Genomic DNA, 16,389 nt, shown 5'->3' with positions numbered 1-16,389 from the left:
ATTTAAAATCGTAAATTTTTCCAAAGCATAAAGGAAACGGATATGTACCAAGATCATATCGTCATCGATGGCTTACAGTATAGCCACTGGGATCGCGACTATTTCAAGATGCTACAGGCCAGCGGTATCAACGCGGTACACGCCACTTTGGTCTATCACGAAGACGCGCGTCAAACGATGACCCGCTTCAGCGAGTGGCACACGCGCTTTGAGCAAAATAGCGACTTAATCTTGCCCGTCTACAGCGTAGACGATATCAAAACAGCAAAGGAACAAGGCAAAGTCGGTATTTTCTTTGGTGCGCAAAACTGCTCACCTATCGATGATGAAATTGGCCTAATCAGCGTCATGCGCCGCTTAGGTCTCTTGATAATGCAGCTGACTTACAATAATCAAAGCCTGCTAGCAACCGGCTGCTATGAGTCAAAAGACAGCGGGGTCACGCGTTTCGGTCAGCAAGCGATAGCGGAAATGAACCGCGTCGGCATGATTATCGATATGTCGCACAGTGCTGAGCAGTCTACCCTTGAGGCGATAGAGCACTCTACGCGCCCGATTTGTATCAGCCATGCCAATCCGACTACCGCCCATGATGCGCTGCGTAATAAATCCGATACCGTTATTAGTGCCTTAACCAAAGCAGGCGGCTTGTTAGGGTTTAGCTTATATCCGTTTCATCTGCCCAATGGGAGCGACTGCAGCCTTGATGACTTTTGCACTATGATTGCTAATTGCGCGGATAAGTACGGTGTCGAGCATTTAGCCATCGGTAGTGATTTATGTCTTAATCAGCCAAAATCTGTGCTCGAATGGATGCGTAATGGGCGCTGGTCAAAGGCTATGGATTATGGCGAAGGCAGTGCTAGTAATTCAGGCTGGCCCGATACTCTACCTTGGTTTGCAGGTAAAGACGGTATGGAAAACATCTATAACGGTCTTTTACAGCACGGTTTTAATGACACTGATGCAGGTAAGATTATCGGTCAGAACTGGTTTAACTTCCTAGAGCAAGGTATTCAGCCTTTGGCTTAAAAATTTTGATCGACGTCTTTGATGTTCAGATTTGAATTTAGCAACGTGACGATTTAATCCGCTATAAAACATCAGCTGTTTTCGGCGTTAACCCCTATTTGACATCATATATTTGACTGTCTTATTCGAAGTTTTACGGTTGATCTGATGCAAGCTAATTAACGCATGACGACGTCATGACAACTATAGGAAGCCAAACCATGACTGATTTAAAGGGACTTAAGCAAGACGAGCTCGGACGCTCTCCTCGACCTACTTTAATCGAAGAAAATACTGATACTTTAGGACTAAAAAACCCCGCTTTTTGGTACAGCGGTGGTTTCATCACCCTTTTTGTGATGATGGCCATTTTTGCTGAAGAGCAACTAGCGGTAGTCGTCAATACTGCTTTTACTTGGTCAGCTGATATCTTTGGGCCTTTTTGGCAAATACTACTTCTTGCCACTTTTGTGATTGCTCTAGCCGTTGGCGCCGGTCGTACAGGACGGGTAATTTTGGGTAATCTGCCCAAGCCTGAGATGGATAATTTTAAGTGGATGGCGATTCTCTTTTGTACCCTGCTCGCTGGTGGCGGCGTGTTTTGGGCGGCGGCTGAGCCTATCGCTCATTTTGTCACCGCGCCGCCTGTCTATGGCGAGTCCGCTGATCTACAGCAGCGCGCTTTTAATGCCTTATCGCAATCTTTCATGCATTGGGGGTTTTTGGCGTGGTCGATCGTTGGTAGCTTGACGGCTATCGTCGTGATGCATTTGCATTACGATAAGGGCCTACCGCTCAAACCGCGCACCCTACTCTATCCGGTGTTTGGTGAGCGCGTACTCACTGGTCAGACCGGCGCTATTATTGATGCTTGCTGTATCGTTGCCGTTGCTGCAGGTACGATCGGTCCGATTGGTTTTTTGGGACTGCAGACCAGTTACGCGCTAAACGAATTATTTGGCATTCCTGATACCTTTGTCACTCAGCTGATTATCATTGTGGGCGCTATCGCACTGTATACCATTTCGGCGATTAGTGGTCTGGCGCGCGGTATGCAGTTACTGAGCCGCTTTAACGTTATATTAGCGGTTGCGCTGATGCTATTTATTTTGATCCTTGGGCCGAGTAACTTTATCGTTAACGGCTACATCCAAGGCGTCGGTACGATGGTACAAAACTTCATTCCGATGGCGACGTTTCGCGGTGATGAAGGCTGGCTTGGTGGCTGGACGGTGTTCTTTTGGGGCTGGTTTTTAGGCTACGGTCCGATGATGGCGATCTTTATCGCGCGTATCTCGCGAGGCCGCACCATTCGTCAATTAATCACTACGGTTTGTATCATTGCGCCGCTAGTGACTTGCTTTTGGTTTACCGTAGTTGGTGGCTCAGGCCTTGCGTTTGAAATCGCTAATCCGGGTGTGGTTAGTAGCGCCTTTGAAGGCTTTAATCTGCCAGGTGCCCTGCTAGCCGTTACGCAGTCATTACCTTTCCCTTTGACCATCTCAATACTGTTTCTTATTTTGACTACGGTGTTTATCGTTACTACAGGCGACTCGATGACTTATACTATTAGTGTGGTAATCAGCGGCGAGCGTGAGCCTAACGCTATGATTCGTACCTTTTGGGGGGTGATGATGGGTATCACTGCTATCGTTTTAATCTCTTTAGGATCAGGCGGCGTCAGCGCCTTGCAGTCTTTTATCGTGATTACCGCGGTGCCCGTCTCTTTTATCTTGCTACCGTCACTTTGGAATGGGCCGCAAATCGCGCAGCAGATGGCACGCGATCAAGACCTTTATCGTCCTAATCGCGTGGAGACTGACTATCTCATTCAAGAGGAGAAGTTAGAAAAACAAACGGTTGTTAAAAAACCTGATTAACCTCAAAACCTTAAGCGACAAAGCTCAACATAATCGGTCATTTCGTCAGACAATACTATACTAAATGACCGGCTCGATACACGACTCACTATGGAGGCATTATGAATTTCAATCATGCAAATGATAATAGTATGACAGGCATTGAGCTGGCAAAACGTTCTTTACGTGCCCCTAATGTGGTCATGGACGCACAAAGACTTGGCGCTATGCATCAGACGCGCATTAGCTTTGTGCGTACCTTGCTGCGTAAAATCGATAGAGAGCAATGGACACTGACGACCTATCTTTGGGATTTAGATGATAACGGTTATGGCCAAGCGATCTACCGTTTGCAGACCGCTGAACATATTTATCATCTAGTGGTGTTCTGCAATGAGCTGGCAGATGATGAGCGTAACGATAGAGTTATTGCACAAAAATGGGATGTGACATTCGGCTTAGTTTATGGTGAGATTGGGCAAGAACTGCTAGATAAGCTTAAGGCTAACGTACCGCTGCAAGAAGCAGGCCGCAACTCCAACATGGTGATGGTGCTGGCGCGCGCTAACAAGAGCATGCGCGTGTTTGAGCACACAGTCTCACGCTTAGCAGAGGGACAGCAGCCGGATCTCGATATCTTAGCGCAAGTCGGTTATATCCTGCGCACCACTGCCGTTTATGGTAATGGTAAATTTGGTATTTATGACTTTGAGCCACTGGATCATAGCGAAGACTTCAATCAATCCTTTCGCGCGCAGATGTGCGCCGTGTATTTGCTACGTGAATTTAGTCTCGATTGGGTCGACTATTTGGCACATATTCGCGGCGGTGACAAGGCCACCACGCTACACCCTGATATCAAGCGCTATTTAGGTATTGGTAATGCCACAGGTCTAGGGATGGCGCCGTATTTGATTAATCATCCTTGCATCGTCGATCAATGGCTGACCACGCGAGAAGATGCGCTACAAGCGACGCTAGTCAATGAGATCAATTCAAAAAAAGCCGCTTATTTTTCTAGTTTGCTTAGCCGCGCTATTCAGCATTTTACCGAAATCGTCACTATTAATGAGACACAAGCTTCGTTAAACCATAGCGCAGTAAAAGAGTTGACGCTATTACGAAATAATTTATTGACGAGTATAAAGACATATCAGACTTGGGGCGACTTTTTGCACGCGCATAAGGACTTAAGTTATGAAGCCCAAGAGGTCATTATCTCCTGCTTGATGGAGCTGTATCCTGAGCAAGTAGACGCCTTTCAAGAAAAGGTCAACGCCGATGAGACCTTATCGCTACCGAAAGGTAAAATGGTTGCAGACTTGCTAGAAGTGTTACAGAGGCGTTATCAGTGGGCGATCAACATCGACTTTAATGAGCCGGATAACAGCTATTGGTTTTGGTATCGCTCAGTCGATAAAGAAGAGCCGCGTATGGGCGTGCGCGGAGAGGAGCCTGGTGATGATCGCGAGCTGTCTTTAGATATTGCACGGCAAGTGAACCGCTTATATGTAGCGCTCAAACAAGTCGATCCTGAGCAGCTACTCTCGGAGTTTGTATTAAAACAGCCCAAGTATCGCTCTACCGCGCGCCGAGTTTGGACGATGGGTCATAAAGCGATGGGCGATATTCAGATGAACGTGCTACAAAAAGACACTTTGCCGATTCATCTGCTACGCTGCAAGCTATCGATGTTTGGCGCGACCAAATTCGATCCGCGCTCCGATCGCTGGGTACGAGTCACTTTATTTCAGGGTGCGCCGCTGTTCGATGAAGTCCATAGCGATGAGTGGCTGTTTCCGCTCCTGCCAAGCTTACCCTTAAGTAAGATGTCTATAGCGGAGCAGACAACGCTGCTAGCTACCGATGCACCTAATGGACCGCTGCCAACTATGCAAATAGAGCTATGAAGGAGATAGAGCTATGATCGTCTCACGTAATGAAATTATAAGCACCGTGTATAAAGCCTTTACGGGTATGCACCGCGAAGTCGGCGAAGCGGATCTAGTCGCCACTATGGTCGCCGAATTGCAAATGGCAGGGCTTGATGGCGTTGAGCAATTCAATAATGCCACGCCCTATATTTTGACTGAGCAAGATACGCCTATCGATATCATCTCCCAAAGCGCTAATGAGATTCGTTTTAATTTGCATAGCAGCAGCTTAGCCTGTCATTTGCCTGTCATAATGGACTACGCGCTAGAAAAAATGGGCGATCTTGATCATTACAAAATCTATATCGAGAACTGTCATAACCGGTGGCTGGCTTATAGCGAACTGGTCAACCTATCGGCCAAAGGTATCGCTTGTCTTGCCAAATGGGATAACGGTAGCGCTCCGAAGCACACTTTATTTACCCTAAATCAAGGCTTTACTTATCCTGATATTTACTTCTTTAATGAGATTCAAGCTAATTACAACACCGATGATATGGTGATTGAGCTCGCTACTACCAACTTCGATATTGATAACGAAAGCCGAGATTTCGATCATAAAATATCAACCGATGAGCTGTATGAGACGCATAAGCGTGCTTGGAAAGAAGGAATTTATGTCGATGATGAGCAATGGAGTACGCTCAAAAAAACCGCAGCGGCTATCTTAGTCGAGAACAGCGAAGCTTCTAGTAAAGGTGCAGGCGGCGTATAAAGCAGCTATTAAAACCTTAATCTTAAAAATTAAAACAATATAACTTTTATGGCCCTCAAAGCTAACCACTTTGAGGTTTTTTTTGTCGTTAAGATAGCGGTCAAAAATAAATATGTAAAAAAATGAATATAATGATAAACGCCAAGGTTTTTTTTGCTATGATGATATTTACTAGATATAAGTTCAATCGTATTTGTCTTTAATTCTATCTAACATCGTAGGCTTGAGTTTGATTATGCCAGCATGTCAGATATCAGCGCGTTTTGGCGTCATGAGGTCGCATATGCTCCGAGTCAGCTATTCTATCAAATGTTGGTTATTGAGCTTTAGCTTTTATATGATGTTTTACTTCATAATATTTGCTAAAGGTTACGCTTCTATCGAGCTCCTTTATTTATTGGGGGTTAGCACCTTATTGTTCCCTGTATCGAAGCGCATTACGGATATTTTATGCGACACCTTTATACCCAATACCTCTATCTTTGATGGTCTGCTACTCCCCCTAATTATCAATAGCATCATATGGCTGCTAACCCCTTTTATCCTCTCATTAACGCTGATTGTTTATCTATTCTGCGCTGTTAGTCATTCTATAAGTACAATGGGTAGCCATAAACCTGAACGTCTGCATCAAAAAATCAATCGCCGTAGCAAACGTAGATAAAAGCATTAATCAGCACATAAGGTTTTGTAAGGCACAACCGATAATGCCATGCCTGTTACTTTTATAATCTAAGTGATCCAATGATTCAGTTGCAAAAGTAAACAGTATCCCAAAGGATCCTATCCTCACCTATCGATAAAACCTATCGTACTTTTATTGAGTTATCACTAAGCTCTGTGCTTAGCGCTAAGCCCTTACCTCGCCGCTCATCTCTACTTTTATTCACTCCTGTAGAGTAACATTTACTACACAGACTCACTGGCCGGCTGCCTCTACTATTTTATGACGACTTATTAATTATTCTCATTTTAGCTATTACCCTCTGCCAGCGAGAAGCCAGCATGTCTACTTTGACTTTGAATATCAATAACCAAGATTATTCTTTCGATGATCTCGATTCGCGTACGACTCTACTCGATGTCTGCCGTCAGCATCTACAAATTACCGGTCCCAAAAAAGGCTGTGACCACGGTCAGTGTGGTGCTTGTACGATGCTCATCAATGGTGAGCGCATCAATTCCTGTTTGACCTTAGCCGTGATGCACGACGGTGATAAAATCACGACAATCGAAGGCATCGGTATGCCCGAATCGTTATCAGCCTTACAACAAGCCTTTAAAGATCACGATGCTTTTCAGTGTGGGTATTGCACCCCAGGGCAAATTTGTTCAGCCACTGCTTTAATAGAAGAAGTGAAACAAAACTGGCCAAGCTATGTGACAGCAGATCTCAAAAACCCTAATGGGTTATTAGTCCAAGAAATCGCTGAGCGCATGAGTGGCAATATTTGTCGCTGTTCTGCTTATCCCAATATCGTTGATGCCATCTCACAAGTGCTTGAGAGCGAAGTGTCAGCTAAGCGTACTTCTTCTAATGAAGAGTCGACTACAAGTTCGCTGCAAGACTCGGCAGTAACAGGTATTTGGTCGCCGCCCCCTAGTCAGTCGCAGCTTGGTAACCCATCAGTAAACCATAATAAAACTGCCAGTAGCACAGTAGGAGGCCGCTCATGAAACGCTTTGAATATATTCGTGCCCTCGAACCGCAGCAAGCGGTAATGTTTGCTACTCCTAAAGAAGCCTCATTTATTGCAGGCGGTACCAATTTGCTCGATCTGATGAAGTTTGAGATTGAAACGCCAACCAAACTGGTTGATGTGACACGCTTAGAGCTTGAGCAAGTAGAGACCACCGAAGATGGCGGTTTACGTATCGGAACCTTAGTGAGCAATAGCGATTTGGCCGCGCATCCTAGCGTGATTGCCAATTATCCGGTATTGTCGCGCGCGATTTTGGCAGGCGCGACTGGTCAGCTGCGTAACAAAGCGACGACTGGCGGCAACTTCTTGCAGCGTACGCGCTGCTACTACTTTTATCATACCGATAGCCCTTGTAATAAGCGTGAACCTGGCAGTGGCTGCCCTGCAATTGATGGTGAGAACCGTCCCCTTGCAATTTTAGGCACCAGCGAGTCATGTATTGCTCAGCACCCATCCGATATGGCGGTCGCTATGCGTTTGCTTGATGCTACGATTGAGACTGCCAAAACCGATGGCTCGACTCGGCAGATTCCGGTAAAAGACTTTTATTGTCTGCCAAAAGACACGCCGCATATCGAAAACGTTTTAGAGTCGGGCGAGCTTATCACGCATGTCGTGCTGCCAGCGCCTATTAAAGGTATGCACACTTATGACAAAGTGCGCGACCGAGCCTCTTACGCGTTTGCGCTGGTATCGTGTGCGGCGGTGATAGACGCTGATGATAATGGTAATTTGGCAACAGTACGCTTAGCATTTGGCGGAATTGGTACTCAGCCATGGCGCAATGAGGATGTGGAATCATTATTGACTGATACCGATGGTAATGATGAGATTGTTACGCAGGCAGCAGATTTGTTGCTAAAAGATGCCAAAGGCAGTGGTCAAAACGATTTTAAAATACCATTAACACGCCGTTTGCTAAAACAAGTCATCACGCGTGCACTAGCTGGCGAGGGAGCATAATCATGTCATTATTAGATTCAGTATTACCGTCAGAGCCTACCAATAAAGAAAAAATGAATGAACCTGTTGAAACATTATTCGACAAAACAGCGAGTAACTTGGTGGGTAAGCCTATTAATCGCGTCGAAGGCTCCCTAAAAGTTAGCGGCCAAGCCCATTACTCGGCAGAGATTCAATTAGACAATAAAGTATATGGCGTCTTGGTTAGCTCAACCATCGCAAAAGGGCAAGTGGAAAAGATCGATAACGACTCGGTTGTGCATATTCCAGGTATTATCAAAGTCGTCACCGACCCTAAGCGCTTCTTACGTAACTCACAGCAAGGCGGTGAAACCGAAGCACCGACTCAGGGTGTGAGCGAGGTTTTTTATCATGGCGAGCCCATCGCTGTTGTCGTCGCTGAAACTTTCGAAGCAGCGACAGAAGGTGCCAAGGCGCTTAAAGTCACTTATAAAGATGAGACTGATCAAGCGGCTTTAGACTTTACTCAAGAGCTGCCTAATGCTCATGATGTTGATGAGAAAAAAGGCTCGGATAAGAATGCCAAGCACGGTGATCCAGAACAAGGCCTTGCTGATTCGGCTGTGACCCTTGATAGGGTGTACCATACCCCGAGTCAGAGCAACTCACCGATGGAACCGCACGTTACTTTGGCACATTGGGAAGATGATAAGCTCGTTTTGTATACTTCAAACCAGATGATCGCCTCTTGTAAGCAGCAAGTGATGGATGCATTAGACTTGAATAAAGATCAAGTCGAGCTGATCTCATACTATGTGGGCGGCGGTTTTGGCAGTAAGCTAGGTATTGCACCAGAATCTATTGCTGCCGCTATTGCTTCTAAAGAAGTCGGTCGTCCGGTGCTGATTACTATGACGCGTCCGCAAGTGATGGAGGCGACGATAAGACGCTCAAACACTCGCCAGCGCATTGCTATCGGTTGTGACAAAGAAGGCATTATCAATACCTTTATTCACGATACCACGACCAGCAATTTGCCGGGTGAGGCTTTCTTTGAACCAACAGCGTTATCCACTCACTTCTTGTATCGTGGAGAGAATCGCCGCGTCAGCTATCAGATGGTGGATATGAATCACGTATTATCAGGCTCTATGCGTGCCCCTGGTGAAGCGGTGGGTATGATCGCTGTTGAATGTGCGATGGATGAGCTGGCGAACAAGCTTGAGATGGATCCTATTGAGCTGCGCCGCCGTAACGAACCGGAAGAAGACCCTAGCGAAGAGATTCCATTCTCCACCCGTCAGCTGGTCGCTTGTATGGAAAAAGGCGCTGAACAGTTTGGTTGGGATCAGCATAATCCCAAGCCTGCCAGTCGACTAGAAGGCGACTGGTGGATAGGGACCGGTATGTCTGGCACCTCTCGCGGTAACACGTTACAACCTTCTGAAGCGCGGGCAATACTACAAGTAGATGGCTCAAAAGAGCTTGGCGTCAAAGCCATTATCGAAACTGATATGACTGATATTGGGACAGGCTCTTACACCGTATTTACTCAAGTTGCAGCTGATCTACTGGGTCTACCTATCGATCATATCGAGATGAAACTTGGCGACAGTGATCTGCCACCCGCCTCAGGTTCCGGCGGTAGTTTTGGTGCAGCCAGCGCCGGTAGTGGTGTCTATTTGGCTTGCGAGCAGCTACGCGCCATATTAGCCAAAAAAGTAGGTCTATATGCCGATACCATTCGTATAGATAACGGTCAAATTAAAAAATCAGGTGAGCACGAGCCTAGTAAAGTAGAAGTAGCCATTGATGCAGGTAAAGAAAAAGTCACAGAACTGGTTGATGAAAAATTGGCTAATAAAGCCTCAGGCTTGATCGATAAAGCCGTAGATTTAGCAGAAAAAGCGTCCGAGACAACGGGTATACCACTGCCAGAATCGGCATCAAAGCTGACATCAGCAACCGAGCAATATGACTTCAGTAGTGATCAGTCTTATGCGTTAGCCGATATCATCGCTAAGTTTGACGAGCAAGAAATCAGCGCCAAAGGTCAGATCAAACCAGGCAAAAACGGCAAAAACCTTCGCCAAGCTTCGTTTGGTGCCAACTTCGCTGAAGTCGCGGTACATAAAGTTACCGGTGAGATTCGCGTCAAACGTATGACTGGCGCGTATGCTGCAGGACGTATTCTCAACCATAAGTTGGCAACTTCACAGTGTTATGGCGGTATGGTATTTGGTATAGGTTCTGCTTTGATGGAAGAGGTCATTCATGACAAGCGTGATGGCCGCTTATGTAACCATGACCTTGCCGAGTACCATGTGCCGGTCAACGCTGACGTACCGCAGTTGGAGGTGATTTTGTTAGAAGAAGATGACCCCTATACCAACCCGATGCATATTAAAGGGATTGGGGAAACCTCCATTTCAGGATCGGCGGCCGCTATTGCTAACGCGATCTATAATGCGGTCGGTGTACGTGTTTATGATTTTCCAATCACGCTTGATAAGCTGCTTGCTGAGATGCCAGAGTAATCTTAAATACGAGTACCGTTTTTAATAGAAACTGCTTTATTAAAGAAACCCGCTTAAGTAGCGGGTTTTTATACCCTAATTATCTTTGATATGAGCATTCCTTAATTTAGCAAGTATTGTATATAAGTAATAAAAAAGAGGCGTTATGAATCAAATCGCTGACATTCTTAAACTAGCAAACGACGCTCAAAAGCAGGCCATTGATGCTGTACTGGCAACGGTCGTCCGTACCGAAGGCTCAGCTTATCGCAAACCTGGCGCGATGATGCTTATTTGCGAAGATGGACGTTCAGTCGGCATGATTAGTGGCGGCTGCCTTGAGCCACATATTATCAAGCGCGCTTTTTGGCTGACTCGCAGCGGCGCTAGCGTGCAAGTGTATCAGACCGGTGATGAGCACAATAACGAACAGGTTGATGCACTAAATACTCATGGTGCTGTTGATACTGATACAGACTTAGAAGACGAGCTAAATTTTGGTTTAGGCTGTAACGGTAAAGTACATGTCTTATTTGAACGCCTGACTACTGCTGCCTCTTATCTAGATTTGATTCACAAAGTTCGTCAAAGTGGGCAATCTGCTACTGTGGCTACCCTAATTCGCACTAATAGTGCTGAGATGACCGTTGGCACTAGGGTTAATTTAAGCGCTAGTTTTTCAGGTGAAAGCGCGGATTCACAAGCAATATCGCAGCCGATAGTTGATGAGTTGGCCACTTATGAAATTAGTAAAAAAAATGCTGACTATCTCGTTCTAAAAAACACAATGGCAAATAAGGATAGCGCAAGCGTGCAAACCGAATGGTTAGTGCAGCGCGTGCAACCACAAATTCGGCTATTGGTTTGCGGGGCAGGCAATGATGTCATGCCGCTAGTGACGATGGCAAAATTGCAAGATTGGCACGTCACAGTCATCGATAGCAGGCCACAATATGCGACTCGCTTACGTTTCCCGCAAGCGGATGCTACTTTATGCTTATCTTTGGACGATAGCGAAACTTTGCTTGAGCTTAGCCAAAATGCATCGGTAGCTCTAATGTCGCATAGCCTGAGCCAAGATCGCGCGCGCTTAGCTATCTTGCTAGAGCATCCTAAGCAATATCATTATATCGGGCAATTAGGCCCGCGCTACCGTACTGAGCGATTGATTCAAGAGATAAGCTCAAACTGCGAAAACCCTGCAGTATTAGCAGACGGTATTAATCAGTTGCACTACCCTATCGGCCATAGATTAGGCGGTGATGGCCCTGAAGCGTTAGCACTTAGTATCATCGCCCAAATCAGTGCTGTCGTTCATGAGCAAGTCGCGGTTAATAGGGAACTAGCACAGCCAAAATCGTCATCGAACTCAAATAAGTTAGTCGATGCAGCCAGTTATGAGTGATAGCTCTTTAGACACTCAAAATGCACCCCAAAATCATGCGGTCATTATCTTAGCTAGCGGTCTCAGTCACAGACTAGGCCAGCCCAAACAACTCCTAGAAAAACAGAGTAAGCCGTTAATTGCTTATATGACGACGCTTGCTTTGGCCACTCAGCCACAAACTATCATCGTTGTCGTTCCTCAGCAAAACTTAGCTATCTGTTCTGCTATCGATACTATTATCGATGGACCAACCCTGCAAAAGACAAACATAGAGATAGTGCATAATGCAGCGCCGGAGACAGGCATGGCACAAAGTTTATCTTTAGCCATTGATGCATTAAGAAATAGTCAGTATTTAGGTATTGACCGCGTATTGATTATGGGTGTGGATCAAGTGTTATTAGAGTCAGAGCATTTAAACCAACTTCTAACACAAGATAACTTAGTCGTCGCCAGTCGCTATCCTTATTTAGATAATAGCTTTACTGTTGATAAAAATAAGAGTGATATCGTTGGTCTACCAATAGTTCTCGATTATGAGTTATTAAACACATGGCAGTCTTCGCTGAGCGGTGATAAAGGCTTACGCCACTTTATTAGAGCGTTACCTGCCGAGTTAATAGCTGACGTTAGCAATGCCCAGCTTAGCTTTGATATTGATACTCCTAACCAATTAGCTTATGCTAAAGAGCAAGGCTGGCTTGATTAAGCCGGCTTAATGAGCAAAACGATTTATTATTTTTAGCTGAGTCTTTTTTGTATGTTATGCAAACTCGTAGCGCCACTTTCATCAAAGTCTGAGCATGCCCTAATACCATCTCCTATATTTGCTATAATTTTAATTAAGGCAATAAATACATAACGTTGACGGTAACACCAGCCTTAATCGCTTATACTTTTCTATGACCCCATTATTGGGAGTACCTTTTTGTATTCACCTGTTTCAAAGCCTGATATTTTTGACCCTCAAGCACAGAATAACTCGGTGTTATCCTCTGTAGATTCTACTCGTGCCGATAATTTTATAGCAAATCGCTCAGTGGTTGATAATAAACCACTAACCGATGGCTTTTCGCGGCGACTGACTTACTTGCGCTTATCTATTACAGACTTTTGCAACTTTCGCTGTGAGTATTGTCTGCCAAATGGCTACCAAGGCAAACGACCCTCTGACGAGCTCAGCTTGGCTGAGATTAAAACCTTGATTCAGGGCTTTGCGCAAGTTGGTACGCAAAAGGTACGTATCACCGGTGGCGAGCCGTCTATTAGACGCGATGTGGTCGATATTATCGATACTATTAAAAACACTGCCGGTATCGAGATGGTAGCGATGACTAGCAATGGCTATAAGCTCGGCAAGCATCTAGCCAACTGGCAAGCAGCAGGACTTAATCAGCTCAATATCAGTATGGATAGTTTCGATGCCGATACCTTTCATCAGATGACCGGTTTTAATACTCAGCCGCAGCTGATGCGCGATATGGATACGCTATTAGCGACTACTGATATCAAGCTAAAGATTAATAGTATTTTAATGGCAGAAACTGCTTTTCAAAACCTCATTGATGCGATGGACTACGTCAAAGATCGTCCTGTGACTTACCGATTTATTGAGTTTATGCAGACGAGCGACAACAGCGATCTGTTTTTTGCTCAGCACGCCCAGTCTGATATGATTACTGATTATCTTCTTGATCGCGGTTGGCAGTCGCATGCTCGCGGTAGCGCCGACGGCCCAGCGATAGAATACAGCCACCCTGATTATCTCGGGCGCATCGGTATGATTGCTCCTTATGCTGCGCACTTTTGTGATAACTGTAACCGCTTGCGCGTCAGTAGCCAAGGCAAAGTGCATCTGTGCTTATTTGACGAGGGTAATTACGATATTAGAGCCTATCTGCAGAACAACGATGTACAAGGCCTAGTCAATACTTTGCATAGCTTTATGCCAATCAAGCCTGAGCATCATCACTTGCACGATTCCAATAGCGGCATGATGCATAACTTATCGATTATCGGTGGTTGACGGCCGCTTACAACTACTCATAAAGGCTTATATCTCTATCCTATTATAAGGAATACTATGTCCAAACCGTCCAAACCCGCTGCAGAATTTACCCCGCTTAACATTGCTGTGCTTTGTGTCTCTGACAGTCGCACGCTTGAGGAGGACAGCTCGGGACAGTATTTAGCCGATAGCTTAGTTGAGGCCGGTCACCACTTGGCCGATCGTCAGTTGATTACTGATGATGTCTATCAGATTCGCGCGGTCATTAGCGGCTGGATTGCCGACCCTAACGTGCATGCGGTGATGACCACAGGCGGTACTGGGTTTTTTATCCGTGATAGTATGCCAGAAGCGGTCAGCGTGTTATTCGATAAGTCGATTGACGGCTTCGGTGAGATGTTTCGTTTGCTCTCCAAAGACGAGATCGGTATGTCAACCATTCAGTCACGCGCTATCGCTGGTATGGCCAATAACACAGGTATATTCTGTCTGCCGGGTTCGACTGGCGCTTGCCGGACCGGTTGGAATGATATCTTAAAAGAGCAGTTCGATAACCGCACTCGTCCTTGTAACTTTGTCGCACACTTTATGCGCGCCAATCCAAGCCACGACTAGCGTTTTAAAACTTAAAAAATAGAAGTAAAATTTAACGAATTAAGAAAAATATATGCCTATAAGTTCTGATTATAAAAATGTCGCGGCTAATACTGCAAGCAGTCCGCACGCTACTTTATCGCATCTAGACAGCGAGGGTGATATTCATATGGTCGATGTGGGTAATAAGACCGCTACCACTAGAGAAGCCAATGCTGTCGGTCAAGTGCGTTTTCCAGCGGCTATTTATAGTCAGATTAAAGCCGCTGATGGTATGACCAAAAAAGGAAGCATTACCCAAACCGCGCATATCGCAGGAATTATGGCAGCCAAGCGCACCCACGATTTGATTCCGCTTTGTCATCCACTGCCGTTAGATAAGATTGGTTTAAGCTTCGTTTATGATGATGCTTCAAATAGCATAACGGCCAATGCAGTGGTAAAAGTCACGCACAAAACGGGCGTAGAGATGGAAGCGCTGACGGCGGTGAGCGTGGCTTGTTTAACAATCTACGACATGACCAAGGCACTATCGCATGACATTGTGATTGATGGTGTTAAACTCATTACTAAGACAGGTGGCAAGTCAGATTATAATCATCAGGAAAAATAATCTAAACTTGATGTTTTTATCAAAAATAATTTTAGCGAACAAACCACTTCAACTAATGCCGCATATAGGAGTAGTGATATGACTGATGTTACAAATGCTCATGATTTGATAAATATTAACGTGCTCTATTTTGCTAGTCTCGCGGACGAGGCCAACCGTCAAGAAGAAAAACTCGCGGTTACCCCTTCAACTTCCTTAGCGCAGCTTTATGCGCAGCTTAGCGAAAAACATCGTTTTAGTCGTCCGCAAGCCGATCTACGTGTGGCGGTAAACGATTATTTTGCTAAATGGGATGATCCGATCAATGATGGCGATAGCGTCGTCTTTATTACGCCAGTGGCAGGCGGTTAAAAGTCTTTAACTAATATGAGAATTTATGTCGGTTATAGCTTATCAAATGTTATTTTACAGCTCATTTGGCTTTTGCGTATAAATTCTCACACTAAAGCTAAGCTGACGTCGGTTGTAGCTTTAGCCGAGCGAGTCGTAAAATATTCTAGAATGACCTCGTTAAACTAAATTATATCAAAAACTTGAGTTTATAAATGACCAACAACAATCAAAGCCATGATACAAAAATTGGCGACCAAGAAAATGTGCATAGCCAATCAATGCAGATTAAACGCAGCAGTGATGAAGCTTATGCTATCGCTGAGCGTGATGGTTTTGCTTTACTAGATGAAGCCATTGATGAGACGCGCCTTAGAGCCATGCTCGATGAAGATAGCTGCGGCGCGTTTGCTTGTTTTGAAGGTCGCGTACGTAATCATAATAACGCCAGCTCTGTCGAGCGTTTAACTTACTACGGTTATGAGGATTTGGCGATTAACCAAGGTCGACAAATTATCGCTGATGCCAAAGAAAAATTTGCGATTACGCACGCTGTCGCTATTCACCGTATTGGCGCGTTAGAGATTGGCGATATTGCCGTTTGGATCGGTGTGGTCTCCGCCCATCGCTATCCTGCTTTTGACGCCTGCCGCTGGATACTTGATACCATCAAGGCTGATATTCCCGTCTGGAAACAAGAATATTATGATAATGAGTCGCCCAAATGGCTAAGCAACAATGGTTAAGCGATAGTGGCTAAACAATAGTATCTCCTTAGTACCGTTACTCCCCTTT

15 protein-coding genes are annotated in these 16,389 nt (G+C 45.3%); all 15 read left to right on the top strand.

Annotated elements, in window-relative coordinates; all coding sequences use genetic code 11:
• Positions 1-42: 42 nt before the first annotated feature.
• The 15 genes from ACS8FD_RS02825 (at position 43) to ACS8FD_RS02755 (ending at position 16,340) form a co-directional block, all read left to right on the top strand.
• The gene (locus ACS8FD_RS02825; protein ID WP_439274359.1) at positions 43-1,032 is read left to right on the top strand and encodes a membrane dipeptidase; all 990 of its coding nucleotides are present in this window, start codon (positions 43-45) and stop codon (positions 1,030-1,032) included.
• Between the two features lie 200 nt (positions 1,033-1,232).
• On the top strand, positions 1,233-2,891 hold the full coding sequence (locus tag ACS8FD_RS02820; RefSeq protein ID WP_439274358.1) for a BCCT family transporter: 1,659 nt from the start codon (positions 1,233-1,235) through the stop codon (positions 2,889-2,891).
• A 101-nt stretch (positions 2,892-2,992) separates the two neighbouring features.
• Entirely contained in the window at positions 2,993-4,780 is a 1,788-nt protein-coding gene (locus ACS8FD_RS02815; protein WP_439274357.1) for a hypothetical protein, read from the top strand.
• Positions 4,781-4,793: 13 nt separating this feature from the next.
• Positions 4,794-5,519, top strand: a complete 726-nt coding sequence (locus tag ACS8FD_RS02810; protein ID WP_439274356.1) for a DUF3726 domain-containing protein — start codon at positions 4,794-4,796, stop codon at positions 5,517-5,519.
• Between the two features lie 337 nt (positions 5,520-5,856).
• Positions 5,857-6,183: a hypothetical protein gene (locus tag ACS8FD_RS02805; protein ID WP_439274355.1), complete on the top strand. Its 327-nt coding sequence runs from the start codon at positions 5,857-5,859 to the stop codon at positions 6,181-6,183.
• Positions 6,184-6,524: 341 nt separating this feature from the next.
• On the top strand, positions 6,525-7,196 hold the full coding sequence (locus ACS8FD_RS02800) for a 2Fe-2S iron-sulfur cluster-binding protein (RefSeq protein ID WP_439274354.1): 672 nt from the start codon (positions 6,525-6,527) through the stop codon (positions 7,194-7,196).
• Complete coding sequence (locus ACS8FD_RS02795; protein ID WP_439274353.1) at positions 7,193-8,185, top strand: FAD binding domain-containing protein; 993 nt, start codon at positions 7,193-7,195, stop codon at positions 8,183-8,185. The genes ACS8FD_RS02800 and ACS8FD_RS02795 overlap by 4 nt, the downstream gene beginning before the upstream one ends.
• Positions 8,186-8,187: 2 nt before the next feature.
• Positions 8,188-10,683: a molybdopterin cofactor-binding domain-containing protein gene (locus tag ACS8FD_RS02790; protein WP_439274352.1), complete on the top strand. Its 2,496-nt coding sequence runs from the start codon at positions 8,188-8,190 to the stop codon at positions 10,681-10,683.
• Between the two features lie 145 nt (positions 10,684-10,828).
• On the top strand, positions 10,829-12,067 hold the full coding sequence (locus ACS8FD_RS02785) for an XdhC family protein (RefSeq protein WP_439274351.1): 1,239 nt from the start codon (positions 10,829-10,831) through the stop codon (positions 12,065-12,067).
• Positions 12,060-12,758 carry a nucleotidyltransferase family protein gene (locus tag ACS8FD_RS02780; protein WP_439274350.1) on the top strand — a complete coding sequence of 233 codons (699 nt, stop codon included), beginning with the start codon at positions 12,060-12,062 and terminating at the stop codon, positions 12,756-12,758. Before ACS8FD_RS02785 ends, ACS8FD_RS02780 begins: the two co-directional genes overlap by 8 nt.
• A 219-nt stretch (positions 12,759-12,977) precedes the next feature.
• Positions 12,978-14,075, top strand: coding sequence for a GTP 3',8-cyclase MoaA (gene moaA / locus ACS8FD_RS02775; protein WP_439274349.1), 1,098 nt, complete (start codon positions 12,978-12,980; stop codon positions 14,073-14,075).
• Between the two features lie 57 nt (positions 14,076-14,132).
• Positions 14,133-14,672, top strand: coding sequence for a molybdenum cofactor biosynthesis protein B (moaB, locus tag ACS8FD_RS02770; RefSeq protein ID WP_439274348.1), 540 nt, complete (start codon positions 14,133-14,135; stop codon positions 14,670-14,672).
• A gap of 52 nt (positions 14,673-14,724) precedes the next feature.
• Positions 14,725-15,264 carry a cyclic pyranopterin monophosphate synthase MoaC gene (moaC, locus tag ACS8FD_RS02765; RefSeq protein ID WP_439274347.1) on the top strand — a complete coding sequence of 180 codons (540 nt, stop codon included), beginning with the start codon at positions 14,725-14,727 and terminating at the stop codon, positions 15,262-15,264.
• A 78-nt stretch (positions 15,265-15,342) separates the two neighbouring features.
• A complete protein-coding gene (locus ACS8FD_RS02760; protein ID WP_439274346.1) occupies positions 15,343-15,615 on the top strand; it encodes a MoaD/ThiS family protein in 273 nt (90 codons plus the stop codon).
• Between the two features lie 194 nt (positions 15,616-15,809).
• Positions 15,810-16,340 carry a molybdenum cofactor biosynthesis protein MoaE gene (locus tag ACS8FD_RS02755; protein ID WP_439274345.1) on the top strand — a complete coding sequence of 177 codons (531 nt, stop codon included), beginning with the start codon at positions 15,810-15,812 and terminating at the stop codon, positions 16,338-16,340.
• Positions 16,341-16,389: the final 49 nt, after the last annotated feature.

Source organism: Psychrobacter sp. 1U2 (assembly GCF_051847575.1).
This window is presented reverse-complemented; position numbering and strand designations above follow the sequence as displayed.

Bases quoted from the DNA above. Each gene is read 5' to 3' on its own strand.
- ACS8FD_RS02825 (WP_439274359.1), top strand. From the start codon at position 43: ATGTACCAAGATCATATCGTCATCGATGGCTTACAGTATAGCCACTGG.
- ACS8FD_RS02820 (WP_439274358.1), top strand. From the start codon at position 1,233: ATGACTGATTTAAAGGGACTTAAGCAAGACGAGCTCGGACGCTCTCCT.
- ACS8FD_RS02815 (WP_439274357.1), top strand. From the start codon at position 2,993: ATGAATTTCAATCATGCAAATGATAATAGTATGACAGGCATTGAGCTG.
- ACS8FD_RS02810 (WP_439274356.1), top strand. From the start codon at position 4,794: ATGATCGTCTCACGTAATGAAATTATAAGCACCGTGTATAAAGCCTTT.
- ACS8FD_RS02805 (WP_439274355.1), top strand. From the start codon at position 5,857: ATGATGTTTTACTTCATAATATTTGCTAAAGGTTACGCTTCTATCGAG.
- ACS8FD_RS02800 (WP_439274354.1), top strand. From the start codon at position 6,525: ATGTCTACTTTGACTTTGAATATCAATAACCAAGATTATTCTTTCGAT.
- ACS8FD_RS02795 (WP_439274353.1), top strand. From the start codon at position 7,193: ATGAAACGCTTTGAATATATTCGTGCCCTCGAACCGCAGCAAGCGGTA.
- ACS8FD_RS02790 (WP_439274352.1), top strand. From the start codon at position 8,188: ATGTCATTATTAGATTCAGTATTACCGTCAGAGCCTACCAATAAAGAA.
- ACS8FD_RS02785 (WP_439274351.1), top strand. From the start codon at position 10,829: ATGAATCAAATCGCTGACATTCTTAAACTAGCAAACGACGCTCAAAAG.
- ACS8FD_RS02780 (WP_439274350.1), top strand. From the start codon at position 12,060: ATGAGTGATAGCTCTTTAGACACTCAAAATGCACCCCAAAATCATGCG.
- moaB (WP_439274348.1), top strand. From the start codon at position 14,133: ATGTCCAAACCGTCCAAACCCGCTGCAGAATTTACCCCGCTTAACATT.
- moaC (WP_439274347.1), top strand. From the start codon at position 14,725: ATGCCTATAAGTTCTGATTATAAAAATGTCGCGGCTAATACTGCAAGC.
- ACS8FD_RS02760 (WP_439274346.1), top strand. From the start codon at position 15,343: ATGACTGATGTTACAAATGCTCATGATTTGATAAATATTAACGTGCTC.
- ACS8FD_RS02755 (WP_439274345.1), top strand. From the start codon at position 15,810: ATGACCAACAACAATCAAAGCCATGATACAAAAATTGGCGACCAAGAA.